Raw genomic sequence first — 25,994 nt, 5'->3', positions numbered from 1 at the left:
TTCAAGCCTGCTTCATGCAGGCTTTTTTCATATACTCAATCTGTGGCGATAAGATTGTTTTTTGAGATGTGATGCAACATGAATCCTTGGGATGCTCGACAACTTGCCCTTGAATTGCTGAAAGCGCACGACTTATCCGATTGGTCGTTTACGTTTAATCATCGCAAGCGATCACTTGGGCTATGCCGGTACCGTGAAAAGCAAATCGAGTTGTCGCTGCACTACATCAAACGCAATGAACATGACGCAATTAAGGATACGATCCTGCATGAAATCGCTCACGCGCTTGCAGGTCATGAAGCAGGGCACGGGCCAAAGTGGATCAAAAAATGCCAAGAAATCGGCGCGAATCCACAACGATTGGATACAACAGCAACCATGCCAAAGGGGAATTACAGCGCGACATGTCCGGGTTGCCAGAAAATTCATCATCGGTATCGCAGACCATTGAAAGGCCGAAAATACTTCTGTAAACCATGCGGCCCGTCAGTGGGACAACTTGTGTTTGGCAGACCATCATCAGCTACATAAAGCTAATTCTCGAACAAACGGTAAAATAAAATTCCATGCCCGTTTTTCGGCGGCGCAGCATACGTGTGCATTTAAGATATCTCCTGAATATGAAACCTAGGAGAGTCATTCATGCAATTTATAAACAAAACAGTTCTTGTCACAGGTGCAAATCGAGGGATCGGCCGAGCACTTGTCGAATCACTTCTCGCAGAGGGCGTGAAGAAAATTTATGCTTGCAGCCGAGATGTCAGCAAACTTAACGCGATCAATCTCCCGAAGGTCAAACCGCTATCACTCGACATCACCAGCCAAGAACAAATCCGCGCGGCTGCAGAAGCGGCAAGCGATACACAAATCCTTATCAACAATGCAGGGGTGGCAGCCTATGAAAACCTCGTCGATGGAGATCTTGATCTCATCCGCCGCGATATGGAGACGAATTACTTTGGCACACTCAATATGGCACGTGCCTTCGTACCGATCCTTCAACAGAACGCCCCTGCGGCAATTGTGAATATCGCATCCATTGCTGCCTTTGTAAACTTTCCATTTCTAGGTGGATACTGCGCAACTAAAGCGGCACTTTTCTCTATCTCACAAGGCTTGCGCATTCAGCTTGCCGACAGCGGCATCTCTGTTCACACAGTTAACCCTGGCCCAATCGACACTGACATGACCGCATCTATTGAGATGGAGAAAACAAGCCCAAAGGATACCGCTGACGCTATACTTAGCGCACTGCGTGACGATGTATCGGATATTTTTCCTGACCCTACAAGCCAAAGTATGTTTGATCTCTGGCGGAATAACTATCGTGATCTTGAACAATCGGTCCTTGAGATGGCTACGTCCTAATCCCCATTGATTGATGATCATATGTTTTCAAAAACCAAACAATCTGAGTTTTATCAAGCGTTAGTAAAGAAAGATTCTGCCTATGAAGGCGTCTTCTATGCAGCGATCAAGACCACCGGAATTTTTTGCCGACCAACATGCCCAGCTCGTAAACCTAAACTTGAGAATTGCGAATTCTATAAATCTCCTCAAGATGCATTGCTTGCTGGATATCGTCCTTGCAAACGATGCCACCCGATGGCGTTACCTGCCGAAGCATCGACGCTGATTAAAACACTCATCGAAGCAGTTGAAGCAGAACCTGAAAAACGCTGGACAGATCGTGATTTTCGTGAACTTTCCGTAGATCCGTCGACCGTGCGACGTCAATTTAAAAAACGATTTGGGATGACGTTTGTGGCATACGCGCGAGCAAGACGCATGGGCTTGGCGCTGAGCAAAATCCGCACGGGCGGATCGGTAATTCAATCCCAGCTAGCGACAGGCTATGAATCAGGATCTGGCTTTCGTGATGCGTTTACAAGAATCATGGGTACTCCGCCAAGTAAAAATAAAGCGCAAGCTGTCTTGAAAGCAGAATGGCTCGACACACCACTCGGCCCGATGGTGGCGATGGTAGATGATGCACATCTTCATTTGCTTGAGTTTGTTGATCGGCGTGGGTTGGAAAGAGAGGTCGAACGTCTGCGACAAAAGCGCAATGCTGCAATCATCCCCGGTCAGACAACAATCACAAAATCAATCGCGAAAGAACTCAAACAGTACTTTGCAGGTGCGCGCAGCGTATTTCGAACGCCGATCACATATCTCGGTTCATCATTTCAACAACATGTTTGGGAAACGCTTCGCGGTATACCCTTCGGTGAGACGTGGTCATATAAACAGCTTGCAGAATCAATCGGCCGACCAACTGCGGCACGCGCGGTCGCACGAGCCAATGGGACTAACCAGTTGGCCATCATCGTACCTTGCCACCGCATTATTAATCTCAACGGTGAGCTTGGCGGCTATGCGGGTGGCCTGCCCCGTAAAAAATATCTCATTGATCTTGAAAAAAATCATATGAAATAGCCTCGATCATAATCGCAACGCAAAACCAGCAAGCCGTCTTGACTTGCTGATTGAGCATGTTGCTGCCTATTCAATGATTAGACAAGGGGCATATAGATCTCGGTAATAAGATCCTCAGGCTTAGTGTTCATCGGAGAATTGATGTATTTCTCAAAGGGTGGTAGTTCACGTGGTGCTTCACCACTTCCGGGAAGCCACTTGCCATAGAAATCTCCGTAGGCCTGACGTAATCCCTCGTATGCGCCGTGGTGAGTAGCGATGGCGTAACGACCGCCGGGGATGGTTTGCACGCCTACTTCTCCCTCGGCTTGAAAATCTTCCGGCACAACCAAGCATGCATCATATCTGAGTTTCTCTGGCGGCGTGACCTCTGGATCATCATGTCCCATACCGATCGTTTCAAGCGGATGATTGAGCATGCCTTTGCTACCCATAATGCCCATAAATTTTTGCCAAAGTTCTCCACATTGGTCATAAGGACCAACATGCCGCATGAAAGCGACGTTCAGCGGGTTACAATCTTCAATCCGAATCTTCATTGCTATCTCCTTACTTGAATAGAGTTTTGTGTCCATGTGCAGGGGTATTGCCAGATCTGTACTTGATGTGCTTGCGGTTTCATCCCGACGAAGCCCGTACTTGTCACGAAAGATCGAAGGTGAATGACCAAACTCACTGGTAAAAGCACGTGTGAAGGCTTCGTGCGTGCTATAGTGCGACTCCAGCGCGATCTCCAATACGGGGCGCAGCGTGTATTTGAGTCGGAGTGATGCACGCTGCAATCGACAGCGGCGAACATAAGCCTGAAGTGTAATACCGGTCATGCCTTTGAAAATGCGATGGAAATGATACATGGAGAAGCAAGCCCGTTCGGCCATTGCTTCTGTGCTCAATTCCTCATCCAGATGCTGCGGCACATAGAGCAGTACATCCAGAATGCGCTCATGGTAATCGTCATGGTTTCGGCTTTGCTTGATCTTGTCATTCATGATTCGCAAACGATATCCGACCGCTGCATGGGTGTCTTGATCTTTTTTGCGGTGTTTGGGATTTTGCGAGATAAATCAACATTTGACCATGGGAAGAATAGTCACATCAAAATCCTCATCGGCATGAAGAAGGTCTGATAAAACTGTTTGGCAGCGGGACTTGAACGGCGGTCGGATTGTGCCGATTTTAAGGATGCTGCGGGTATTTGCTGCCCGCAATGTATCTGGAACTGTGGAGATGCAAACACGATGTCCTTAGCCATGCTTGCCCCTGTAATTCTTCCGATAACACGCCACGATCTTCCTGGCGCAGATCATCTTTATTCATTGATCGTAGGCCAAGGATGTAGCAAGGAAGAACGATGGCAAAAAGCTGGAACACGGTGGGCAACCGGAAAACATCACGGCTACCTCATGCAGCTAAATCTCAGCGACTGGATGGATCGGTATACCTATTTCTACGGACAGTTTTATGAGGTCGGAGTACAACTTCTTTTCCAGAAACTTGTTCGTGAAGGTGATCATATTCTGGATGTAGGTGCGAACACGGGAATGTTGTCCTTGCTTGCATCAAAATTGGTGGGTGAACAAGGTGTTGTTCAGTCAGTCGAGCCGAATAACGATTGCTGTAAGCGGATTGAAAAACAAATCGCAAAGAACAAAATCAAAAACATCCAGTTGCATCACATCGCCTTAGCGGATTCAGAAGGCGAGGCAACACTGAAGATCGTACCGCGGCATAGCGGGTTCAGCACGTTAAGTGAGTTGAATGATGACACGCCACATGAATATGCAGAAACAGAAAATATCCAAACGATCACAGGTGATTGTTTGCTTTCATCACCTACAGCACAAGCCGCGATACCGGTAAGTTTAATTAAGATGGATATCGAAGGTTTTGAAGTGAACGCGCTGCACGGATTAGGTAGAACATTAGTAAAGGATAAACCTGCCGTGGTTACGGAAGTTAACCCCTATTGCTTGCAACGAGCAGGGACAGATGCAGGTGAATTATTTGCGTTGATGCACAGCCATGGATACGAAGGCTACCTCATTGACACACATCATAAGCGTTGGGCAAAACCGCAACTTTTGTTAACACCAATCTCTCAATTTAGTGGCGAGGAAACACACGATGTTCTCTGGCTCCACGAAGATGATGCGGTTAACAAATCACTGACTGCTTCCTGCTTCCAGTAACTCCTCACAATCAATGATCTTAGCTTCTGTTTGCAATATACGATCCATCACGTGATCCATATCAATGATCTATTCATTGTTAGTTTTCTAACATTCATTTATACTCATCTTTGAATCTCACTACTCACCCTCGGACATACAAACCCCGGAAGTGATTTCTCATGAAAAATCGATCAGGTGTATTAACATTCATCATGGTTCTGACGGCGGTGCTTCTTGTGATGCCAAATATGGTTTCAGCAGAACCGCAAGCCACACAGAAACAAGTCCGCGAAAAAACAACCACCATCCGTGAGACAACTACAACTATTACAGAGACGGTCGAAGAGAAAAAAGCGCCGGCGCGCATAGTGGCCATCTTTATTAAAAACCGTGCAGGCAAAAGTTTTGAATCCAAAATTGGTATGTTTGAAGATTTGCTGGTCGGTGAGATCGCTGATTTGGGATTCAAGATCATCTCGCCGGAAGACACGGCAAAGATGATGAAGACCTACCCGGGCACGAAAGATGGCAAGCCCATCGAGCCAACGATGTTGGATAAGCACCTGACGGAAAAATCAAACGCACTTCGTTTGGCTCAGACATTGAATGCAGATTATTTGTTTACTGCTTCAATTCTTTCGTATGGCCATACGACAAAGAAGATCAATCGGCCAGACCTTGGCATCTCAAGCAACGTGACCGATTATACACTTCGGATCATGTATAAGATTCTTGACGGTAACGATGGTAAATCGCTATCAGCAGGCAACATGAAATCGAGTAAACGCTTGCAACAAACCGCGGAGCTTCAAACAGAAACATCAGATATGCTCAATGTACTGATGGATGATGCGGTAGTCGCACTGGCAGCAAAGCTGAATGACAAGGGTGCAGCCGCATCAGTCGAAACTGTGAAGAAAAACTCTGGCCTTGCAATGATCGCGATCAATCCAAGTATTCAAGGGTTTAACGTGCCAGAGATTACAGTAGATGCGAACGGCCAATACAACGTGGGCCAGAAAATCCTTCCATTGCAGGCGATTGATGTTGACGTTGAGCTTGATGGTGTGGTCATTGGCACTGCACCGGGTGAGCTTCAAGCATCGCCAGGCTTACACACAATTTCCGTTTCGCATCCAAACTTCGAGCCGTGGGAGCGGATGATCAATGTCCGTGACGGCATGAAGCTGAAAATCCCGATGGTGATGACCGACGATGCACGCTCAAAGTTTACAGGAATGACCGCGTTCATTGCATCGCTGAAAAACACGCAACAACTCACCGACGCACAAGTCGAAGTCTTGCGTGGACATGCTCAGATGCTGCGACAATCCGGCTTCCGCGTCGATCATCGTGTTGATGCCAAAGCCGACCATAAATCAGATCACAAATCCGATGTAACGGTTGACCGGAAGGTCGACATCGAAAAGAAAATCGATAAAAAGGCAGACGTGAAGGTCGATACCGATCAGGCGCTAACCGTGATACAGAACAACATTGAGCGTCAGAACACGGCTCAATCAGCATGGCCGGAGTAAACATCACGATCACAACCGCGTGAACACACCGATCAAAACGAACTCAATCAGGAATATTCACCATGAAACGCTTTACTACTTTCCATGCCGCAATTTGTATGCTCTTGCTTGCCATCAGCCTGCCGATCCAAACTGCAACTGCTCAGGCCAAGAAGCCGACCAAAACCACAATCGGCATCCAAGCCACGCAGATCAACGACGCAATCAAAGAAACCGCCTCCAAAAATGGCTCATCAAAATACCTAACGCTCAAACGGATCTCGCAGTCAATGGATCAGCAATTGATCGACCGCTTCCATAACACACGCAAGTTCAATATTGTCTCACGCGCGGATTTAAAGACGATCCTAAAAGATCAAGAATTGCAGGAAGTATTCACAGATCCAAGCGATGCGAAAACCGCACAAGCTTTTAAGATCGCTGGCTGCCAGTACTCACTGATCGTCACCATCGATGATTATCAGGACATGAAAGAACAACTCCGCGGTGACGGCGGGCAGATCCTTGCCACCAAACGCACCTTCCGTCTCTCCGCCATCTCCAAGCTATATGACAACGCCACAGGATTACTGCGCGAAACTTCAAACATTCAGGTGACCAATACCGAAGGCGCGCAGAAACTTGACGGTGCGTATGCCGACGCAGAACTGTCTGATCGATTGATCACAATCCTTGCCCGCGAGCTTGCCCACAAATCTGCGAACCGCGTCATGGATGTGCTTTACCCCGCTAAGATTATTGGCCTGACCGGTAAGATGGCCACACTCAACCGTGGCGACGGCACTGGTATTGCCAAAGACCAAGTCTGGACGATCTATGCCACAGGTGAAGAGATGATCGACCCGGACACAGGCGAATCACTTGGCGCAGAAGAAATCCCTGTTGGCAAAATGAAAATCGCTCAGGTCACACCCAAATTTTCGCGCGGCACAATCATCGAAGATTTCGGGGTAGCCAAACTTCATGTTGCACGACTTGATGAAAGCAAAGCAACCAAAAACTAAAACACACCCTTCCCCATAACAATCTCACTTTCTGGGAACGCAACCAATCCGTTAAAAGGCAAAACAAAGATGAATCAATTGAGAATCACACCATTCTTACTGCTCATCATGATGGTGATTAGTAGTGTGGGTTGTAGCAACACGGCATTGCGTCAGGCGCAGGATGCCTACCGCGCTGGTGACTTGGTTTCTGCACGCAACAAAATTGATGGTTATTCAAAGTCCAATGAAAAAGGCCGCAATGCTGTAATTGCGTGGATGGAAAAAGGAACCATCTATCGCGCACTCGGTGATGTTGAAGCAAGTAACGAAGCGTTCGCCAATGCGGATGAACAACTTGAACATTGGGACGAACAACCCGAGTTCAAAGCCGGCCAGGAAGGTGCGGCACTCTTAACCAATCTGAACATGCTCCCCTATCGCGGCTACAACTATGACCGCATCATGCTAAACACGTATCGAGCGCTAAACTTCATGCAGCTTGGCGATCTTAGTGCCGCCCGCGTTGAGCTGATCCGCGCCTACAACCGCCAACAGGAAGCGGTCGAACGTAACGCCAAACGTCTTGAAAAAGCGAGTGAAGCAGCCCAAGCACAATCTGAAGCGGATAAAAAAAATAAGCAAGGCGCGAACACACAAAAAACCATTGAATCCAATGAAGTCCAAGGGAAGATCGCAGAAAACTTCGCCAAGCTCAAGAAATACAAAGCGTTTGCAGATTACGTGAATCCTTTCTCAGAATTGCTGCAAGGCGTTTACTTCATGCACGCCGCAGCGGACACTGCGGACTTAACCCGCGCAGAACTTTCATTGCAACGCGTGGCAGGCATGCTCCCGAACAATCCATACGTGAAAGAAGACCTCAATACCATTAGCCAACTCAAAGCAGGTTCTACTGGCGAACCACTAACCTATATCTTCTTTGAAACAGGTGTTGCCCCTTCACGCAAAACAATCCGTATCGACTTGCCGCTATTCCTCGTGAATAGGGAAGTGGATTATGTTGGGATGGCGTTCCCGATGCTGGAGATGCACGAAAACTACACGAATGTGATCAATGTCTCAGCGAATGGGCGACGTGCCGCGACAAGCTTGATTTCTGACATGGACAGTATTGTCGCACAAGAGTTCATGAACGAGCTACCACTGGTCATTACCAAAACAGTAATGAGTTCTGCCGCCAAGGCCGCAGCAGCATGGGGAATCAAGCAGGCCGCAAAAGGTGACAATGCTGCGCAACTGATCGCGATCATCTCTACCACCGCTTATCAGGTCGCAACCAATGAAGCAGACCTGAGAACCTGGGCTGGCCTGCCAAAACAGTTCCAATATGCCCGCGTCAAAACACCAGCCAATCGTTCAATCCAACTGTCACTGGGTGGTGGCGTATTCCAACGAGTCCAACTGGACGAAGGCAAGATCAATGTTGTTTATGTGAAGTCGATTGCAGCAGGATTGCCACCAATCGTATCGCAATTTAAACTGAAATAAGAACATCAACACACTTATTGTGGAGACGATGATGAAACATGCATGTATGGCAATCTTAATGGCTGGCTCAATAACATTGGTCGGATGTACCACGGTTAATACTGTCGCGTCTGATTCTGGCGAACCCGGTTACAATTCTGTTCCCACACGAAAAATCATTACCGACGGCTCGTTACGATCCAAAGCACGCGTGGTCGACATCCGCGAATCGCGTGTTGGGAATGATCACTTAAAGATCCAAGCTGAAATTTTGAATACGACAAGTTCCCGTAAGTCATTCAACTACCGCATTGATTGGCTGAATGCAGATGGCATGTCGATCCCGTCACTCATGACCAAGTGGAAAACCAAATCCATTGCGGGCAAAGAAACCGCATTTGTCACTGCGGTCGCACCAACTTCAAAAGCTGCAGACTTCCGTCTGCAACTCGTTGAAACCAAGTAACCCGGATGGCTATGTCATTGACCAGCCGCTTGGTTTACAATCGCACGAAACAAACCATGCATATGCATCTGAAAGGAATAACTGTGAAGAAATTGCTCACCACCTCATGCCTGCTGATGGCTTTAGGCGCGATGACAGCATGTCAATCAACTGAAGTCCGACGCATCGATCCAGGCGGCACTGAAACCATCGCAACCGTCTCCGGACTAGATATTCAAGATGCATTGGATGCTGCGGGCGAGCTTTCCGAATCACTCCTCGAAGCGGGCATCCTCGGCTCAAGCGGCACGCCCTCCAAAATTGCGATCTCAAACTACGTAAACTCAACATCGCAGCACATCGACCGCGACCGGATCATCAAGAAGATCCGCGTAACACTCAACAGAGCTGGAGCAGCACAAACATTCACAACGCTGAATGCGACTGGTGGATCCGCAGGTGCAGAGGATGCTTTTGCTGCGAATCAGCAGAAGGTTGATGCATTCCTATCATCCGAGAAGCCTGCGCCACCGAAACCTGACTACACCATGACCTTGAAGATCTTGGAGAACAAGGTGCGCGCTGGTAAGATTCGCCAAACAACCTTCAGCTTCCAGATGTCACTAACAGATATCAAAAGTGGCCTGGCCGTTTGGGAAGACGAACGCATGATTACAAAGCAAGGATCAAAGCCAGCAGTTGGTTGGTAACTCACCCTGCTCTTTTGATCTCTACTTTTTCAGCGAAATAAAAAGCCCGCTTTTCAGCGGGATTTTTTGTGTTCGTAATAACAAAGACAATCGGCATCACTCGATACGTGATTGTAGCAATCGCTGAGCACCGATGAAGAGAAAGAGCAAGCCACCGATGGCGATGCGTGTCCACCATGAATTCAGATCGCCTTCATAGGTCGGGATAATCGTGATGATGCCGAGGATAAGGACACCAAGCAGTGTGCCGAAAACATAGCCAACGCCACCTGTAAGTAGCGTTCCACCGATGACGACAGTCGCGATCGCATCAAGCTCAAGAAGATAGCCAACCGAAGCATCACCGGACTGAGATCCGATAGCATAAAGTACACCGCCGATAGAAGCACACAAACCACTGAGTGCATAGATTTTGATCGTAGTTTTGCCGATGGGTAGACCGGCGAGCATTGCGGATTGTTCATTACCACCAATTGCATAGACAACACGACCAAAGCGTGTGTACTGAGAAACAAACATAGCAAGCAGCAAAATCGCCAGAAATGCAATCGCCGGGAGATTAAATCCGAGGAACAAAAAATCCACCAGTGGATCGAAGGTAGGCTCATTAACAATGGTAAGCCGCTTATCATCGGTCATGTTCAAGGCAAGACCACGTGCAAGGAACATCCCCGCAAGTGTGACGAGGAATGGCGGGAGCTTGAAGTATCGGATGAGCGCGCCCATTGATCCGCCGAAGAGCGTTCCCACAGCCAGCACAAGCGGAATCGCAACAAAAGATGGCATGTTAAAACCGCCCATCTCTGTGCCAACCATACAGCGAGCGAGAAAGATACTGGAGAATGCGATGACGGCCCCAACGGAAAGATCGATCCCGCCGGAGAGGATGACAAAGGTCATGCCAATCGCAGCAAGTCCGAGTGGGGCGCTGTCTGCAATCAGAGACGTGGTTTGATACCACGATGTGAAGCCGTGATAACGCATCGCTGCGACAGCGTAAAGCAAAACCAATACGGAGATCGTGGCAAATAAAGGTAGATGTTGTGGCTTGGGTTTGAGTGCCGTGATCATGCGACGGCCCTCCTTTTGATCTTAATATAATCAAGGACGTTGGCCTGCAACAAACAAACCACAAGGACAACGACAGACTTGACGATAAGGTTCCATTCAGCGGGAATATTATGCCCGCCAAACTGTGTCATGAGGATGGTGGTGTTAAGTGTTTGAATGATGAGCACACCCACGATCGTGCCAGCAATAAAGAACCGTCCACCCATGAGTGAAGTACCGCCAATGACAACCGCAAGAATGGCATCCAGTTCAAGATAAAGGCCGGCGTTATTAGCATCAGCAGCAGTGATGTCTGCAGTGTAAATCAGTCCTGAAATACCGGCACAAAACGCGGTGAATGCATAGACAAAAATACGGACCGTACGGACATTAAGCCCAGCGTAATAGCTGGCTTTTTCATTACCGCCAATGGATTCAATAAAAAGCCCCAACGCGGTAAAACGGACAAGCACAATAGTAATAAGAATGGCAACGAATCCGATCGTAATCGTGATTGGCAAGCCAAGGAAATTGCCGCCGCCAATAAAGGCAAAAGCACTGCCTTCCGGGATCGTGATGATTTGCCCGCCGCTCACCAATTGTGCAATGCCACGGCCGGCGACCATAAGAATCAGCGTCGCAACAATCGGCTGAATGCCCATCACTGAAACAAGGAAACCATTCCATGAGCCAGCGAAGATACAGATAAGTAACGTAATCGCAATAACCATTGGCAACGAGTATTCGTACTGTACAAGAAGCACAGCCGCAATCGACCCTGCCATGGCCATGACGGCACCCACTGAAAGGTCGACACCTGCAGTGGCAATAACCAACGTCATGCCGAGGGAGATCAGAAGTACTGGTGCAGTGCGATCTAGCACGTCAATAAGCGAACCAGTGAGCCTGCCATCAACGATTTGAAATGTAAACAATGCCGGATTCACGATTGCGTTGAAAACAAGCAACATCGCGAGTGCGACAAGTGGCCAAACTAGTTTTCGTAAGGAGTCAGGCATGTGCGGGCTCCTTCGTTGATTGTGTTTGTGGATCGGATGCGATGATTTGCATAATGCGATCGAGTTGAATCTCGTCACCTTGTAATTCGCCAACCTTCTTACGGTCACGCATCACAATCACACGATGACTGTCACGCACCACCTCTTCGAGTTCGCTTGAGATAAATAGTAATGCCATGCCTTCTGAACACAGGTCTGAGATAAGTTTTTCGATTTCGGCTTTAGCGCCAACATCGATACCGCGCGTCGGCTCATCGAGCATGAGCAGTTTGGGTTGCATAGCAAGCCAGCGTGCAAGAATAATTTTTTGCTGATTGCCACCAGAGAGTTGGCCAATAGGTTTGTTGGCATCGGGCGTAGCAACATTGAGTGCTTTGATAAAATGATCTGCCAGTTTCTGTTGTTCCGCACGACGAATAGGACGGAGCCACCCCCTGCGAGCCTGAAGCGCAAGAATGATGTTCTCGCGGATACTCAGTTCGGGAACAATACCTGCATCTTTTCGACTTTCCGGCGTGAACGCAATGCTGTTCCTAATCGCAGCTCGTGGCGAATGCTTCGCCACCGCTTGCCCATCAACGGTAATACTCCCACTATCCGGCACGTCTACACCAAAGAGCAACCGTGCAACTTCAGTACGTCCCGACCCCAATAAACCCGCAAGCCCAACCACTTCGCCGCTATGGATATCGATGTCGATCTCTGCAACCAAGTGACGCTTGCCAATCTTATCACCACTTAAAACAAGCCGCTGATCATCTGTTTGCTGACGAGGCTGATGTTGCTGTTCCATTGCAGCAACCTGATCAAGATTCTTGCCGATCATCTTGCTAATCAACTTCATGCGTGGCAGGTCCTCAATCGGATACTCACCAATAAAACCACCATTTCGCAAGACGGTAATGCGGTCGCTGATTTCATAAATCTGATCAAGGAAGTGACTGACGAAAATGATACCCATTCCCTGATCACGCAGACGACGCATCACGGTGAAAAGTTGCGCAACCTCTGCGGTATCCAATGACGAAGTCGGCTCGTCAAGCACAAGCACCTTGGCGTCATAATCAATTGCACGTGCGATAGCGACCATCTGCTGAATCGCGATAGAATAACTTCGCACCGGCAACGTCACATCAATATCAAGATCGATCTTGAGCATCGCTTCCCGGGCACGGCGACGAATCTCTTTCCAGTTGATCAAACCGAAACGCTTGGGTTCGCGACCAATGTACAGGTTCTCTGCAACAGACAGTTCAGGAATCAGATTCACTTCCTGATAGACTGTGGAAATGCCGAGCTTCTGCGCATCGAGTGGCGAATACGGATGCACTTCCTGCCCGTCGAGTTGAATGTTGCCCCCGCTGTGTTGATACACGCCGGTCAAAACTTTGATCAGCGTGCTTTTGCCCGCACCGTTTTCTCCCATAAGGGAGTGGACTTCGCCCCGTCGTAATTTGAAGTCAACATTGTCCAGCGCCCGCACGCCGGGAAAGGTCTTCACGATTCCGTGCATTTCTAACAGACAAGCATCTGCCATGATTGAAACGTCTTTCTTTCTGCGTGGATAGCTACTCACGTCACGCCGTAAATAACTTCACTACTCGCACTTGGCGGAACTCACCCGCTAAACTGATAGACCAGTGATTGTCGCAGATACCGCGCAACGAACCATGTCTGAAAACCAGCATTGCATAGCCGGAAGATCATTTTTTTATTTGTGGTAATGTACCCCCGCGTTAACGCAATAATATATCAGCCAAACTCACCGGCTCGCTGAAACTTCTCTCGTGTCCGCTGGGCAAAAGCAACATCGGCTTCTGCCATTTGTGTCAACAATTGTTCGGTCGATACCCCCTGCCCCGAGCGAGCGGCTTCAATCACTGTTTGACATTCGTTGCTGTCCATAAAACGGGCCGCCTCAAGAATGCCGCCTTCATCTTCACGTGGAATGGTAATCAGACCGTGCTTATCTGCATGCACAAGCTCGCCCGGATGAACCTTCGTACCAAACACTTCAACCGGATCACCCCACCGAACCGGACACGCATGCGCATGACTGACACATAACCGCTTCGCAATCGCTTTAAAACCAGCATCGATCATCTCGTCAATATCTCTAACAGCTCCATCCGTAATCGTCCCAACACATCCAAGAGCGCGATGAACATTTGCATTCACCTCACCCCAAAAACTCCCATAAACATGAGGCTTATCTAGATCCTGTATCACAACAATTTTGGGCCCCGGCTGCGATGCGATGTACTCACGGTACTCTTTCCAAATACAAGGTCCTCGTTCTTTATGAGCTGCATTACTTGGTTCAATCACCACTGTCACCGCGCGCCCGATCATTGGTCCCATCTGCGGCATAAAATCTCGAGTCTCCTCAATATTGACGCAGCAAGAGACATCGCCTGTCGTCAATATTTGCTCAAGCCCATTGCAAATCGTCGGTGTGTTCCATCTTTTAAGCTCGAGCATGGTACGGTGATCGATTGTATTCTCCATTATGTGATTCCTTTATCTCGTTTGTAAAAAAGAGCATGTCTCAAACGATCGCACCAACAATACGATCGCCATTCGATTCCCGCCAATAGATGGGCTTAACCTCATCCCTCTTAGCAAAAATCCAATTTCTTGTAACCTATGAATCATTAGTATATCAAGACATACTAGCATGCTCTAAATTCCATAAACATGCACACATGAAGCTTTTCGCTCGATGAAGCGACACACTTCCCAACCTATACATATACATGAAGAGATATTCAACAGAAGGAAATTAAGACATGAAACATCTCCACCGATCGTATGCCAATCTATACGACCATCCCATGACAGAAAATACTCGTACTATCTAAAAATGCTTAAACGTCAGGCACCTATAGATGAATCCTTACCCAATGTCTTTGCTAGCTGACTATCCACATTAACATGCAAGCGAATCATATTCCACGATGCAGGCTGAAGCTCCAGCGTCAACGGCTTGCTTGCTCCTGAAATCGACGAAACAATATTGGCAGATGCCACATCAACTTCAATCGGCTTCACCCGATCAGGATCGTCAGCGGCATTCGCCGCTTTAAGATCCGAATCACATAATTGCAACTATTCAAACAGCTTGACCTCCCTAAAATCATCCGCACATAGTTGCAGTTCCATAGGCTGATCAATATGTAAATCTCGGAGTGTTGATCCGCCAGAGCGCAAGGTTCTCGTACACCCATATTCAAATGCAGAAACTTACGTCTATGATAGTATTATTCTTAATCTCACAATCCACCCAATAGTTAATTGCGCAATTAAATGTCATTTTTACGCACAATCTATTGAGCCACCCAAACACCCTTTTAATGATGCCAGCAGCCATATCAATGACACCTTTTTGGCATAGTCACCTCTGACAGTTCATGCCTCCAAGCCCATACCCACAATCCAACTTTGAATATCACAGCAACCATTTATCCTGATAAACACAAGCATCCTTCCAATGCAACTTGTATATTGGAAAGAATCTATGACGTCATTTGTGCAACAGGCGTTTTAATCAAACAATCATCATTGTTGCTTTTACATACTCTGGGAATGAGGAAATCCAATGATCAAGCACTTATGTTTAATACTCGCAGCTTTCACACTGGTTATGTTCGGATGCTCTGAAGAACCCGCCATCAAAGGCAAAGACGGAAAAAAACAACTGATTGTCGGCTTCAGCCAGATTGGCGCCGAGTCAAGTTGGCGTACCGCTGAAACAGAATCGATCCGCTCTGAAGCCAAAGCACGTAATATCGAATTAAAGTTTTCTGACGCACAACAGAAGCAAGAGAATCAGATTAAAGCTCTTAACGCGTTCATTGCTCAAGGTGTTGATGCAATCATTCTCGCACCGGTTGTTGAAACCGGATGGGAGCCGGTACTCCGTAATGCTAAGAAACGCAATATTCCCGTCATCCTTGTTGACCGCGGCGTAAAGGTTTCAGACGAGTCTCTTTACACCACGCTTGTCGGCACGGACTTCGTTCTTGAAGGCCGATTGGCCGCTGAATGGGTCGTTGAAAAAACCGGTGGCAAAGCCAATATCGTTGAATTAGAAGGAACGCCCGGTTCGTCTGCCGCCATTGATCGGCAGAAAGGTTTCTCAGAAATCATTGCCAAACACCCAAATCTAAAAGTAATCCAGAGCCAAACCGGCGAATTCACACGAGCCAAGGGTAAGGAAGTCATGGAAGCTTTTCTAAAAAGCAGCACCAATAAAATTGATCTTGTCTTCGCACACAATGATGATATGGCACTCGGCGCGATCCAAGCCATCGAAGAGGCTGGCCAGAAGCCCGGCGAAGACATCATTATCATTTCTATTGATGGAGTGAAAGGTGCCTTTGAAGCGATGGTCGCAGGCAAATTGAATTGTACTGTGGAATGTAATCCACTACTCGGACCTGTCGCATTCGATGCAGTAGAACGAGCCGTTGCTGGCGAAACTGTTGAAAAGCGCATTATGATTGAAGACAAAGTGTTCGATCAATCTGTCGCCAAGGAACTTATCGGTGGGCGCAAGTACTAAACGGCCAAAATACAACCGCTTAAAAAACGCCTTCACTTGAAGGTGTTTTTTTGTGGTATCTGCGAACAAAATCATATCTATAAATATCATTATAATTAATACTTTTACAAACGTAATATATAAACTTCAATATGAACCACAGTTAACGCCTGTACATCACACCCCATAAGGCTATAGAAGCAAATACAGGTAATGTTTCCGGTGTTGGCACGATGGATGTGCTGCCGAAAGTGCCGGAAGCAATATTTATATCAATAGTATAATAATACTAGTGACCATCAATAATTCTATCAATGCAAAACCTTTACCACCTTAATTTCGGATGGCTTCTCCAATTCTGAATATATTCTTGAGGGCAAGTAATCGCCTAAAATTTACATCAATAATGATTCGTTCAACATGATAATTCTGGTGATGAATTCCGTACGATTAATTTGGGAGACACCGTGACTTGTCGCGCCTCAGATTGATTTAAATCGCTATCTACTAAATTCATAAGCAGTGAAAGCATTTCGCGCCCAATCACTTCGTCACAATGATCAATCGTTGTCAGCTGCGGTGATATGCATACCGACCGATCTGAATTATCATAGCCAATCACTGCCACATCATTTGGTACTGACATGCATGCCAATGATATGGCTACGTGCTCCTTTAAGCTGACGTGCACTGAGATTCGGACGGTAGCCCATGCGATCAGCCACTTCGCAGATATGCTAAACCGTTTCCGCTGATACGCCACGAGGTGCAGAGTCTCGACTATTCAGCACGGTAGAAACAGTACTTTGATGCACGTTTGCCTCATAAGCGATGTCGACTTGCCTGATGCGTTTACCCATGGGATGATCTTGATAGATTGCAAATACGTATTGGCTGGCTTCGAATATGTATTGGAAGACTGCCCCGCGTGCCAGACCCAGTCAAGGTTAATCCTATTGATCTACCTTAATTCACACCCCAAATGTCCCACCTTGTGCGAGTAAACCATGCCACTGGCTCGAATTCGGCCCACCACCAAGCCCTCGCCATGTCATTCTTGTACGACTCGTTATGATGCTATTTGACCATTGAATGACGCTTTGAATGCCGACTAAAGGATCATACAACATGAAGATCATCTGTGCACCAGACAGTTTCAAAGAATCGATTTCTGCTGAAGATGCAGCCTCCGCGATGCGCCGCGGCATCCACGAGGTTGATAACACAATCGAAGTGGATTGCTGCCCAATCGGTGATGGTGGCGAAGGTACGATCGAAGCGATCGTCGCAGCCGTTGGCGGACGATTCGAAACATTAACTGTTCAAGGCGCACTTGGCAAACCAACATACGCAAAGATTGGATTCTCATCCGATGGGCGCACCGCCTATATTGAAGCAGCTGAAGCCATCGGACTTAGCAAGATCACACCTGAAAACCGCAACCCGATGCAAGCATCCACTTTTGGTGTCGGGGAGATGGTCAAACACGCGATAGATGCTCAGATCAAACAACTGATTATTTGTGTTGGCGGAAGTTCAACCAATGATGGTGGATGCGGTGCAGCCCAAGCACTTGGTGTACGTTTTTTCAACCTGCAAGATGAAGAAATACGTGAACCGATTTCAGGCGGCATGCTCAAAAATATCAGCCGTGTCGATATCACATCGCTAGATCCGCGGCTACATCAAATTGACCTCGCTATTGCATGTGATGTAAACAACCCCCTATATGGCCCTTCGGGAGCAGCTCATGTGTATGCCGCTCAGAAAGGTGCGAGTTCAGATGATATTCAAACACTTGATGATGGCTTGAAACACCTCGCGACACTAACGAATACAGATGCACTGTTACCTGGAGCCGGTGCAGCAGGCGGCTTGGCATATGGCATCGTCGCTATGCTAGGCGGTCAATTAAAAACAGGAATACATCTTGTGCTGGAGGCAGTTACGTTTGAAGACCGTATTAAAAATACAGATTTGATTCTGACCGGCGAAGGTAAATTGGACAGCCAAACTGCTTCCGGAAAAGCTGTGGCTGGTATCGCTGAAATGGCCAAAAAATATAACATTCCCGTTCATGCCATCGTTGGTCTACTACATGCAGATCATGCAACACTTACATCGCTCGGCGTCGCAGGTGCCACAGCCATCGGCGAAAATCATCCTATTGAATACGCGATGTCACATGCCGCCGAATTAATCCAAGACGCAGCAAAGAACGCGACGCAAACCTCTCTTTAAACATATACCGATGACCTCGCGCATAAACCATGGCTATCATCGAATCTTAAGAAATGCTTAACGGACATGCATAAACCGCGAGCGATCCTCAAGCATTGATCGATGGAAGTAGTGTACAAATCCGACCTCTGTCCCCACAAATAAATCTTCCCAGCCGTCACCATCCACATCATAAACCGCTGGCGCACAAGAGTGATTGCCGAAACCAAGCACCTGCCCATTCGCCAATTGCATCAATTCTCCCTTGGCGAATTTCGGTTTGATGGACGTACCTTCATTCCGTAACAACACAATTGACGCACTATGATGCCGCGGCAATGACATCTTGATCTCACTCACCATATGAATACGTGGATGCTGACCAACAAGTAAATCCCAATCACCATCACGATCCCAATCGGTTGCAACAAGTTTCGCGCGTCCATTAAATCCACTTGGCCCATCAATCTTGATCGGCGAACCATCAACATGCATCAATCGCTCACCTGGTAAAAGCGCATTCGGCCCAACCATTTCATCACGCCTATATAAAGCTAAATATCCCTGCTCATCATTCGTAACTAATGCCGGCAATTTATCCGCTTCAAGTGAAACAATAGCGGGCCGCGTTCGCCAACGTACTTTCATTGGCCACGTATCAATCACTAAATCTTCCGGTTTTTGTAGCTTAATTCGACTACCCTGCTCTGCCTCATTACGCAGCCAGTAAACCTTGCCGGTGATATCACTGCTCACAATATCCAGCATGCCATCCCCATCCCAATCTGCAACTGCTGGAACTAGATAACCCCACCGCGCTTCGTTTGGCCCTTGAATCGAACCACTATATCCCGCAATCGGCCGAAACTGCTCGCCCCCCGCTCTCAATTGTTCTCGCTTATCAAACAATGGCTTTCGCTTCTCACCAATATTCTCAAACAAACTCAAATACCCTGAGCAATCGCCTGTCACCACATCCCATTTTCCATCACCGGTTACATCACCAACCCACGGTACTAATAATGGCTCGGCCCAAACATTGGCGCCCCGCACCTGCAATACACCCTCCTCAATAAGCTTTCCGTTTTCAAATGTACACAATACAACCAATCCCGGATTAGAACCCATAAGTACATCTATTTCCCCATCACGATTCCAATCTACTAATTCAAAGCGCGTATCAAAATAACTGTACTGAGAAACAGTACTGTTTTTCAGTGCATTACGAGATGAGCAAAAATCAAATGCCCCTCTATCGTCCGACTGCTTTTCATACACCAGTATTTGATCTACACCCACAGCCGCAAGTAAATCAAGATCGCCATCCGCATCAACATCAAACATCGCGGATGTAAGCTGCGTCGTCGGCACACGTATCGGTTCACCATACATTGTGATCGGTTTAACCCCATCAAAAACCGGTTCCTCTGAACTCCCCTTGTTAACTGCAACCCAGAAGCTCCCAGTCGGCGCCTTCCCTAACCACTTTCCATGTGTGTCATATCCCTTTCCATATCCCAGCCTAGGATTCCCCTTGCCTTCATGCCACGGATCTTTACCATCTGGCCACCACCACACACCCTCCAACACCGACAACAACACGTCCACCACACCATCACCATTCACATCCTGCGCATGTACATCAAAAAGTTTTGCTCCCTCAGGCAAACCTTTCAGGTTAATCGCTGGCCCGCTCTTGAATAAACGATCTTTTCCATCATGTTCTTCTTTGGCAACAACAATTCTTCGACCGTCACGTGACGCTTGATAAATAATAATTTGACCATCCGGTCGTTGAATGAAATCGTGTGTCTTTAGACGCCGCCCACCATTCACAATGCGCGGTGCCACCAATACCGGCCGATCCTCTGACGTTTTCGCAATATTCTCATACATCACCACATTTCTTGGATACACACTCGCCACAAGCAGATCTAGGTCACCATCTAAATCCCAATCAATTGCTGATGGATATCCTGCAAGATGCTGCCCAACTTCTGTGAGTAAATCGCTTCGCCCAACGGATAAAGTTTCACCGCCACCAATCATGGGAATCGCAGTCGGTTTCTGTAATTGATCGTTCACTGCCAATTGCGACGATTCATCATCAATAACAAGAGCATATACTGCTGTCTGCTCTGCAGCAGCGTCCTGATCTAACCAACCAATATCGATCGACCCCAATAACGGATGATCACAATTAAAACGGTATGGCACAGGCCCGCTAATTGGTTGATTGCGAGTATCGTCCCAACGGTAAATCTTCAAGTTATTCTGCAATGTGGCAACATCTACCTGAGGCCAAATCCTCTGAAAATACCTTAGATTCGAGCGTAGCTGAATTGGCGAATCACTGAACCGTGAATCCTTTTGCGCAGTATCAACGAATACAACATTCTGATTCTTCCATCGCCCCTGCCGCATTGTGTGCGATTGGAAAGATTGAATACTGAGTGATTTAATCCCACCACGAAAGCGCCTATCCTTGCTCCTCCCATCACCTTGGGCGCCAACGGTTATACGGTCACCCATCACCGAGCCAAACCATGTACTCCGCCAATACACAACTTCATCAACAGACAATAACATTCTCTGATCATCAAGCTCAACTTTAACCGTCATCCATTGACCGCGTTTGACAGGGTAGCGGGATTTTGCAGATCGATAACGCTGACGATGTGAATCCCAACGTACTAATTCAAGATACTCACCGTTCGTCCGAACCGCCCATAACAGTTTCGCAGGCTGGTTTGATTGAAACGCGCTTAGCAGATTGCCGCCGATACTTTTTGAAAACGTTTCAACCCGGCATACCATCTGAATTTCTAAACGATCCTGAAGCCCATCATCTATCTTCCACGTATAAAAGCGATCACCATCAAACTGTAAATTCGATGGTGATCGCGGATGAAAATCATTGGTGTCATACGAAGCAATAACTTCACCCAGATGGTTAAACTGCCTGCAGGTATAATCGGGAGAAGCATAAATGGCTGATTCAACTCCATGCCCCAAAAGCATCCATACGACGACTAGGTAAACAAAGGAACAGCATGTTTTAACCATTATTCAGAATCCTACAATCAGCTCTATAATCTATCGTGAGTTACGGCAACGGCAGATCATGCCAATAGGCATCTTGATCATACTCCTGCCAATCTTTTGAATAACGAACACTCAAGTCAAAGAAAACATAGTTAGCGCCACCATCATGACGTTCAGCATGACGCTCAAAGAAACGATTCCGAGAATTGTAACCCGCCACGGTAAAATCACTATTGATATCGCCCGCCATAATGGAGTTCGCCGGGTACTTTACCAATGCCATTTCAACCGATTCACGAACAATCGGTGTGCCTGACGGACGAATAAACCCGCATAGCCAATCATTGACCGCATAGTGTCTCGTGTAACCTCGTATTTCTTCGGTACCCGTGAACGGCGGATACAAATCAGCGGGATCAGTATCAACCAATGGGCAGATCAGACCTTCCTTTTGATTGTATCCACCCTTAATGAGCATGTTGTACCACACTCGGCTACGGGTTCCGTTCTGGTACATTGTTAGCGGCACACGTTTAAAATCCGTATCATACGCAGCAACACCAACTGATATCTGATGGAGATTGCTTTGACATTGTATTTGCTGCGCCGCCTCTCTGGCTTTTGCCAAGGCGGGCAGTAAAATTGAAATTAGTAGAGCAATAATACTTATTACAACAAGTAACTCAATTAAGGTGAATGCATGATGTTTATGCATAATGCTTCGCTTCCTAATCATTCCTAAATTTCTTTATGATCCGTATAGGGCCTATTTCCGACGACGCGGCAGCATAAGCATACTTAGCCCTAACAGACCTAGGGATGCTGGCTCTGGAATGAGCAGCTCACCCGTCGTCAACAATTGATCACTAATACGAACATCATCGATCAAACCGTCGAATGATCGGCGTCTTGCACCAGAGGACGTAATATCAGCACCGATAGCAAATTTAAGATCCGACAAGCCGGAAATAGGATCATTGGTTTCGGTACTAACCCGCTCAATACCGTTAATCCAAAGTTTGCTTTGGTTGGTTGTTGAATCACGACCAAATGCCACATGCATCCACTCATCTGCCTTCAAGTCCGCAAGAGTATGAGTAATAACACGAGTTGTGCCGCCAGTATCCGAGTAAAAGCCTTCTAGTTTGTTGCCATTGGCTCTGAGTGCAAAGTTTGTGCGTGATGTAGCGCCACTCTTGCCGGTCAGATGCATGATCGTGTACGGATCCTCATTGCTAAAACCGGAGGATAGTGACGATAGATTAATCCATGCTTCAACAGTGAAGTTTGTTAATTGCAATCCATTCACATTTGATGTCGGCACAACGCCGGTGTGATTAATAAGGAAATCTCGATCACCCTCACTGTTTGTTTTTTCATTAACAAACTTCAATGCACCGCCTGCCCCTGCTCGGCCTATCGTCCAGATTGGATCTGATGCTGTACTACCACTTGCACCAAGTGTCATCTTATAGAGACTGCCTGGATCACCAACACTTGCAGCGGTTTGCCCCGACCCCTCACTGAATTCCCAATGCGCAATCGTTGCTGCAGAAGCAACTGAACTACCCGCGAACAACGCCGTAGCGACTACAACTCCCGCGAGCGGCTTACTATATTGACGTACCAACATCGCTCTTCTCCTTTCGAAGTGATTAAACAAAAAAACATGATAAATAATAAAACGATACTAAATGAAACTATGACAATGATTCATTAATGTCATCGCCGTGCACCAGCCATGGTTTTACCACAACCTGATAAGCGTGCGGCTCATTTGGATGCGCAATTCGCCAAAGCAACTGCTCTACAGAACGACGCCCCATCGTAAAAGCAGCAATATCAATGGTTGCCGGCCGAGGATATAAGCCACTCAATGCAGGCCCATCATGCTCGCTGCCAATAATTTCAATATCTATACCCGGACGAATACCACGCTTCTGCAAAGCCGCATAAATCATCCCACTCACCATATCATTTGCAGCCATAATACCTGTTGGCCGTGGCTCACAGGCAAGCATCTCCTCAACTTGACCGTCAACAACTTCAGCCAATCTGCGTAATGGATCGTCTTCTACATCAGTCTGCTCCAGTAGCGTTTCATCAACATCGCAACTGATAATCTTCACAGAAGCATTTTGGCGTGTTACGAGATACTCGAAATATTCCAGACGTGCACGCATCGCGGGGTGTGATGCAAGAGGACTAATTGCAGCTAAAGAAATATGACCCCGACCAAGCAAATAATCAGCCGCCAATTGCGCGACCGCATGATTTCCTTCCAATGCCATGTCACAATCGTCTTCACGATGTGAACAGACCCATACCTGTGGTAACTTTTCAATCACGCGCAAAGTCGCAGGATCTGGATGCGTCCCGGCCAAAATCAAACCATCAACTTCACCCGCCGAAATCCGCGGCGGTAATTGCGATGGTTCACTTGCTCGAGCATAGATCATCTCCACACCCTTTGAACGAAGCGCATCCTCCACCCCCGCAATCGTCTGATGGTATGCCTGCGAAAATCGCTGAAAAGCATCAGCACTCAAGACCACAAGCCCAACCGTGTTATATCGAATCCCTTCAAGCGAACTATGGTGTGCGCGTGACCCCACACCTAATTTCGCCGCCATTTCACGTACCCGTTGCGCGGTTGATTTTGATACCCCCGGCTGATTATTCATCACCCGTGAGACTGTGGCCTCTGAAACCCCAAGCGCTTGTGCTACTTTTGTATTCGACATACGTAAAGATTACACGACACACCAACACTACGCAAGAGAATACGTAAGATTTTAGAAATTTTCTTTCTCTATTATTTCGAGAACGTGGCATTAAAACTTACGTATATACCTTCAAACACGTCTAAATACATGGTATGTTATTGAATATCCGCTAAAACACCCGCCACAGCCCTAAGATAGCAGAAAGAATACTGCAAGATTATTTCAGGAAAAACGTATGACACTGTTCCAAAACGAGCATCCTTTCATCACAACACGTGCCGTTCACCTAGACCTAAAAGGCCTTCCACCCACACCCAAACGACTCACCGAATGGCTTGACTTCGTTCAAGCCTGCAAATTCAACGCCATTCTCCTCGAGCTCGAGGATCAATTCCCCTGGACCATCGATACGCGTTTCCGCAATGCAACCTACTACACACCGAGCGAAATCCGTACTCTGACAAGTGAAGCTGATCGTCGCAACATCCAACTCATTCCACTCGTGCAATGCCTCGGCCACCTCGAAATGGTCCTTCGCCATGACGACTATGCCCACCTACGCGAACGCCCTGATACCATTGACCTACTTAATCCACTCGCAAACGGAGCAACGCCACTCATTCAAAGCATGATCAATGACGTACTAGAACTCATGCCGAACGTTCAATACTTTCACCTTGGTGGCGATGAAGCCTGGCATTTCGGCAGCAACACCGAAACACAAACCTACATTCATCAACACGGAAAAGGCGCGCTCTATCTTCAGCACATTCAACCAATGCTCACCCAATTAAACCGACAACAGATCCGCCCAATCCTCTGGCACGACATGATGATTGACTGGGACACAGACACACTCCGTAAACTTAGCACACAAGCGGACCTCATTACGTGGGGCTATCAAGGTAATCCAGAAACCGCGGACCACCATTACAACGCCAAGCATATTCAAACCCTCGCCAACGCTGGCTTCTCACTATGGGCGGGAACCGCATACAAAGGTGCAGACAACATCATGGATAGCAGCTTACCATGCCCCATACAAAGAGAAGAAAACGCCCTAGCATGGATCAAGCAAGCAAAACAACATCATATGCACAGCATGGTCGCAACAGGCTGGTCACGCTATTCCTATTCACGTTTGCAGTGCGATCCCAATGACGCAGCTCTCGACTGCATGGCTTTGATCGCATCCATCATGTATGACGGTAAAGCACCGGAAGGGGGAATCCAAACATGTCGTACATGGCTGAAATCAATCCCCGCAGCGAAACCGTTTGATGCTTGCTATTTCGCTGCCAAAACATTTGAGGACATCATTGCTCAAGGGTGGCGGCTTGTCCGATACGCGGATGAGCAACAGATATTCAGCGAACAGGACCCCTCCCGCGATCCTGGCCTTTCGACCGAATACCTTGGAAAACAAAGCACCAAACTGCTTCAACGGCTCCCAGACGTGCAGCAACAGATCCACGCAGCATTCAAAGACCTGATCGACCCCATCTGGATAAACGAATACCTTTCTACTCGCATCATACCACTACGCAAACACCTTCAAAACCTGCAACAACAACCCATTGAAGCACAAGAGATGAGCCCCATGAAACTCTAAAC

General features: G+C 47.4%; 23 protein-coding genes. 12 read left to right on the top strand and 11 right to left on the bottom strand.

Annotated elements, in window-relative coordinates; genetic code table 11:
* Positions 1–78: 78 nt before the first annotated feature.
* The 3 genes from ACQ6WK_RS03570 (at position 79) to ACQ6WK_RS03560 (ending at position 2,439) form a co-directional block, all read left to right on the top strand.
* Positions 79–531, top strand: coding sequence for a SprT-like domain-containing protein (locus ACQ6WK_RS03570; protein ID WP_432799372.1), 453 nt, complete (start codon positions 79–81; stop codon positions 529–531).
* A 111-nt stretch (positions 532–642) separates the two neighbouring features.
* Positions 643–1,368, top strand: coding sequence for an SDR family oxidoreductase (locus ACQ6WK_RS03565; protein WP_432799371.1), 726 nt, complete (start codon positions 643–645; stop codon positions 1,366–1,368).
* 21 nt (positions 1,369–1,389) lie between these two features.
* Positions 1,390–2,439: a bifunctional transcriptional activator/DNA repair enzyme AdaA gene (locus ACQ6WK_RS03560; protein WP_432799370.1), complete on the top strand. Its 1,050-nt coding sequence runs from the start codon at positions 1,390–1,392 to the stop codon at positions 2,437–2,439.
* A gap of 77 nt (positions 2,440–2,516) precedes the next feature.
* Here the strand turns inward: ACQ6WK_RS03560 and ACQ6WK_RS03555 are convergent, their stop codons facing one another.
* Positions 2,517–3,428: an AraC family transcriptional regulator gene (locus ACQ6WK_RS03555; protein WP_432799369.1), complete on the bottom strand. Its 912-nt coding sequence runs from the start codon at positions 3,426–3,428 to the stop codon at positions 2,517–2,519.
* Positions 3,429–3,677: 249 nt separating this feature from the next.
* On the opposite strand from ACQ6WK_RS03555, the gene ACQ6WK_RS03550 reads away from it, so the two are divergent.
* From ACQ6WK_RS03550 to ACQ6WK_RS03525, 6 genes are all read left to right on the top strand, one after another.
* Positions 3,678–4,628 carry an FkbM family methyltransferase gene (locus tag ACQ6WK_RS03550; RefSeq protein ID WP_432799368.1) on the top strand — a complete coding sequence of 317 codons (951 nt, stop codon included), beginning with the start codon at positions 3,678–3,680 and terminating at the stop codon, positions 4,626–4,628.
* Between the two features lie 161 nt (positions 4,629–4,789).
* Entirely contained in the window at positions 4,790–6,148 is a 1,359-nt protein-coding gene (locus ACQ6WK_RS03545) for a PEGA domain-containing protein (RefSeq protein ID WP_432799367.1), read from the top strand.
* A gap of 62 nt (positions 6,149–6,210) precedes the next feature.
* A complete protein-coding gene (locus tag ACQ6WK_RS03540) occupies positions 6,211–7,152 on the top strand; it encodes a CsgG/HfaB family protein (RefSeq protein ID WP_432799366.1) in 942 nt (313 codons plus the stop codon).
* 69 nt (positions 7,153–7,221) lie between these two features.
* Positions 7,222–8,643: a COG3014 family protein gene (locus ACQ6WK_RS03535; protein WP_432799365.1), complete on the top strand. Its 1,422-nt coding sequence runs from the start codon at positions 7,222–7,224 to the stop codon at positions 8,641–8,643.
* A 31-nt stretch (positions 8,644–8,674) separates the two neighbouring features.
* On the top strand, positions 8,675–9,088 hold the full coding sequence (locus ACQ6WK_RS03530; protein WP_432799364.1) for a YcfL family protein: 414 nt from the start codon (positions 8,675–8,677) through the stop codon (positions 9,086–9,088).
* Between the two features lie 56 nt (positions 9,089–9,144).
* On the top strand, positions 9,145–9,777 hold the full coding sequence (locus ACQ6WK_RS03525; protein ID WP_432799363.1) for a hypothetical protein: 633 nt from the start codon (positions 9,145–9,147) through the stop codon (positions 9,775–9,777).
* Positions 9,778–9,873: 96 nt separating this feature from the next.
* Here the strand turns inward: ACQ6WK_RS03525 and ACQ6WK_RS03520 are convergent, their stop codons facing one another.
* From ACQ6WK_RS03520 to ACQ6WK_RS03500, 5 genes are all read right to left on the bottom strand, one after another.
* The gene (locus ACQ6WK_RS03520) at positions 9,874–10,848 is read right to left on the bottom strand and encodes an ABC transporter permease subunit (RefSeq protein WP_432799362.1); all 975 of its coding nucleotides are present in this window, start codon (positions 10,846–10,848) and stop codon (positions 9,874–9,876) included.
* Complete coding sequence (locus ACQ6WK_RS03515; RefSeq protein WP_432799361.1) at positions 10,845–11,846, bottom strand: ABC transporter permease; 1,002 nt, start codon at positions 11,844–11,846, stop codon at positions 10,845–10,847. The genes ACQ6WK_RS03520 and ACQ6WK_RS03515 overlap by 4 nt, the downstream gene beginning before the upstream one ends.
* Positions 11,839–13,383 (bottom strand): sugar ABC transporter ATP-binding protein, encoded by a 1,545-nt coding sequence (locus ACQ6WK_RS03510; protein ID WP_432799360.1) that lies wholly within the window; start codon positions 13,381–13,383, stop codon positions 11,839–11,841. The genes ACQ6WK_RS03515 and ACQ6WK_RS03510 overlap by 8 nt, the downstream gene beginning before the upstream one ends.
* 215 nt (positions 13,384–13,598) lie before the next feature.
* On the bottom strand, positions 13,599–14,354 hold the full coding sequence (locus ACQ6WK_RS03505) for an RraA family protein (protein ID WP_432799359.1): 756 nt from the start codon (positions 14,352–14,354) through the stop codon (positions 13,599–13,601).
* A 366-nt stretch (positions 14,355–14,720) separates the two neighbouring features.
* The gene (locus ACQ6WK_RS03500) at positions 14,721–14,954 is read right to left on the bottom strand and encodes a hypothetical protein (protein ID WP_432799358.1); all 234 of its coding nucleotides are present in this window, start codon (positions 14,952–14,954) and stop codon (positions 14,721–14,723) included.
* Between the two features lie 535 nt (positions 14,955–15,489).
* Between ACQ6WK_RS03500 and ACQ6WK_RS03495 the strand changes: the two genes are divergently transcribed.
* Positions 15,490–16,410 carry an ABC transporter substrate-binding protein gene (locus ACQ6WK_RS03495; RefSeq protein ID WP_432800371.1) on the top strand — a complete coding sequence of 307 codons (921 nt, stop codon included), beginning with the start codon at positions 15,490–15,492 and terminating at the stop codon, positions 16,408–16,410.
* Between the two features lie 394 nt (positions 16,411–16,804).
* Here the strand turns inward: ACQ6WK_RS03495 and ACQ6WK_RS03490 are convergent, their stop codons facing one another.
* Positions 16,805–17,035 carry a substrate-binding domain-containing protein gene (locus tag ACQ6WK_RS03490; RefSeq protein ID WP_432799357.1) on the bottom strand — a complete coding sequence of 77 codons (231 nt, stop codon included), beginning with the start codon at positions 17,033–17,035 and terminating at the stop codon, positions 16,805–16,807.
* A 482-nt stretch (positions 17,036–17,517) separates the two neighbouring features.
* Here ACQ6WK_RS03490 and ACQ6WK_RS03485 point away from each other — a divergent pair, with 482 nt between their 5' ends.
* Complete coding sequence (locus ACQ6WK_RS03485; RefSeq protein ID WP_432799356.1) at positions 17,518–18,630, top strand: glycerate kinase; 1,113 nt, start codon at positions 17,518–17,520, stop codon at positions 18,628–18,630.
* 57 nt (positions 18,631–18,687) lie between these two features.
* Here the strand turns inward: ACQ6WK_RS03485 and ACQ6WK_RS03480 are convergent, their stop codons facing one another.
* From ACQ6WK_RS03480 to ACQ6WK_RS03465, 4 genes are all read right to left on the bottom strand, one after another.
* Positions 18,688–21,675, bottom strand: coding sequence for an FG-GAP repeat domain-containing protein (locus ACQ6WK_RS03480; protein ID WP_432799355.1), 2,988 nt, complete (start codon positions 21,673–21,675; stop codon positions 18,688–18,690).
* 40 nt (positions 21,676–21,715) lie between these two features.
* Positions 21,716–22,369 (bottom strand): type II secretion system protein, encoded by a 654-nt coding sequence (locus ACQ6WK_RS03475; RefSeq protein ID WP_432799354.1) that lies wholly within the window; start codon positions 22,367–22,369, stop codon positions 21,716–21,718.
* 51 nt (positions 22,370–22,420) lie between these two features.
* Entirely contained in the window at positions 22,421–23,287 is an 867-nt protein-coding gene (locus ACQ6WK_RS03470) for a LamG domain-containing protein (protein ID WP_432799353.1), read from the bottom strand.
* A 67-nt stretch (positions 23,288–23,354) separates the two neighbouring features.
* Positions 23,355–24,398 carry a LacI family DNA-binding transcriptional regulator gene (locus ACQ6WK_RS03465; protein WP_432799352.1) on the bottom strand — a complete coding sequence of 348 codons (1,044 nt, stop codon included), beginning with the start codon at positions 24,396–24,398 and terminating at the stop codon, positions 23,355–23,357.
* A 217-nt stretch (positions 24,399–24,615) separates the two neighbouring features.
* Here ACQ6WK_RS03465 and ACQ6WK_RS03460 point away from each other — a divergent pair, with 217 nt between their 5' ends.
* Positions 24,616–25,992, top strand: coding sequence for a family 20 glycosylhydrolase (locus ACQ6WK_RS03460; RefSeq protein WP_432799351.1), 1,377 nt, complete (start codon positions 24,616–24,618; stop codon positions 25,990–25,992).
* The last annotated feature ends 2 nt before the right edge of the window (positions 25,993–25,994 follow it).

The sequence above is a fragment of the Poriferisphaera sp. WC338 genome, from assembly GCF_050931845.1.
GTDB lineage: Bacteria > Planctomycetota > Phycisphaerae > Phycisphaerales > Phycisphaeraceae > Poriferisphaera.
The sequence above is the reverse complement of the archived record's forward strand: the minus strand, read 5'-3'. Positions and strand labels throughout refer to the sequence as shown.

Excerpts from the sequence above, each read along its gene's own strand:
- ACQ6WK_RS03510 (WP_432799360.1), bottom strand. The coding sequence starts at position 13,383 with ATGGCAGATGCTTGTCTGTTAGAAATGCACGGAATCGTGAAGACCTTT.
- ACQ6WK_RS03505 (WP_432799359.1), bottom strand. The coding sequence starts at position 14,354 with ATGGAGAATACAATCGATCACCGTACCATGCTCGAGCTTAAAAGATGG.
- ACQ6WK_RS03535 (WP_432799365.1), top strand. The coding sequence starts at position 7,222 with ATGAATCAATTGAGAATCACACCATTCTTACTGCTCATCATGATGGTG.
- ACQ6WK_RS03515 (WP_432799361.1), bottom strand. The coding sequence starts at position 11,846 with ATGCCTGACTCCTTACGAAAACTAGTTTGGCCACTTGTCGCACTCGCG.
- ACQ6WK_RS03495 (WP_432800371.1), top strand. The coding sequence starts at position 15,490 with ATGTTCGGATGCTCTGAAGAACCCGCCATCAAAGGCAAAGACGGAAAA.
- ACQ6WK_RS03520 (WP_432799362.1), bottom strand. The coding sequence starts at position 10,848 with ATGATCACGGCACTCAAACCCAAGCCACAACATCTACCTTTATTTGCC.
- ACQ6WK_RS03550 (WP_432799368.1), top strand. The coding sequence starts at position 3,678 with ATGTCCTTAGCCATGCTTGCCCCTGTAATTCTTCCGATAACACGCCAC.
- ACQ6WK_RS03475 (WP_432799354.1), bottom strand. The coding sequence starts at position 22,369 with ATGCATAAACATCATGCATTCACCTTAATTGAGTTACTTGTTGTAATA.
- ACQ6WK_RS03480 (WP_432799355.1), bottom strand. The coding sequence starts at position 21,675 with ATGGTTAAAACATGCTGTTCCTTTGTTTACCTAGTCGTCGTATGGATG.
- ACQ6WK_RS03530 (WP_432799364.1), top strand. The coding sequence starts at position 8,675 with ATGAAACATGCATGTATGGCAATCTTAATGGCTGGCTCAATAACATTG.
- ACQ6WK_RS03490 (WP_432799357.1), bottom strand. The coding sequence starts at position 17,035 with ATGTCAGTACCAAATGATGTGGCAGTGATTGGCTATGATAATTCAGAT.
- ACQ6WK_RS03565 (WP_432799371.1), top strand. The coding sequence starts at position 643 with ATGCAATTTATAAACAAAACAGTTCTTGTCACAGGTGCAAATCGAGGG.
- ACQ6WK_RS03460 (WP_432799351.1), top strand. The coding sequence starts at position 24,616 with ATGACACTGTTCCAAAACGAGCATCCTTTCATCACAACACGTGCCGTT.
- ACQ6WK_RS03540 (WP_432799366.1), top strand. The coding sequence starts at position 6,211 with ATGAAACGCTTTACTACTTTCCATGCCGCAATTTGTATGCTCTTGCTT.
- ACQ6WK_RS03485 (WP_432799356.1), top strand. The coding sequence starts at position 17,518 with ATGAAGATCATCTGTGCACCAGACAGTTTCAAAGAATCGATTTCTGCT.
- ACQ6WK_RS03555 (WP_432799369.1), bottom strand. The coding sequence starts at position 3,428 with ATGAATGACAAGATCAAGCAAAGCCGAAACCATGACGATTACCATGAG.
- ACQ6WK_RS03525 (WP_432799363.1), top strand. The coding sequence starts at position 9,145 with ATGCATATGCATCTGAAAGGAATAACTGTGAAGAAATTGCTCACCACC.
- ACQ6WK_RS03545 (WP_432799367.1), top strand. The coding sequence starts at position 4,790 with ATGAAAAATCGATCAGGTGTATTAACATTCATCATGGTTCTGACGGCG.
- ACQ6WK_RS03560 (WP_432799370.1), top strand. The coding sequence starts at position 1,390 with ATGTTTTCAAAAACCAAACAATCTGAGTTTTATCAAGCGTTAGTAAAG.
- ACQ6WK_RS03465 (WP_432799352.1), bottom strand. The coding sequence starts at position 24,398 with ATGTCGAATACAAAAGTAGCACAAGCGCTTGGGGTTTCAGAGGCCACA.
- ACQ6WK_RS03470 (WP_432799353.1), bottom strand. The coding sequence starts at position 23,287 with ATGTTGGTACGTCAATATAGTAAGCCGCTCGCGGGAGTTGTAGTCGCT.
- ACQ6WK_RS03570 (WP_432799372.1), top strand. The coding sequence starts at position 79 with ATGAATCCTTGGGATGCTCGACAACTTGCCCTTGAATTGCTGAAAGCG.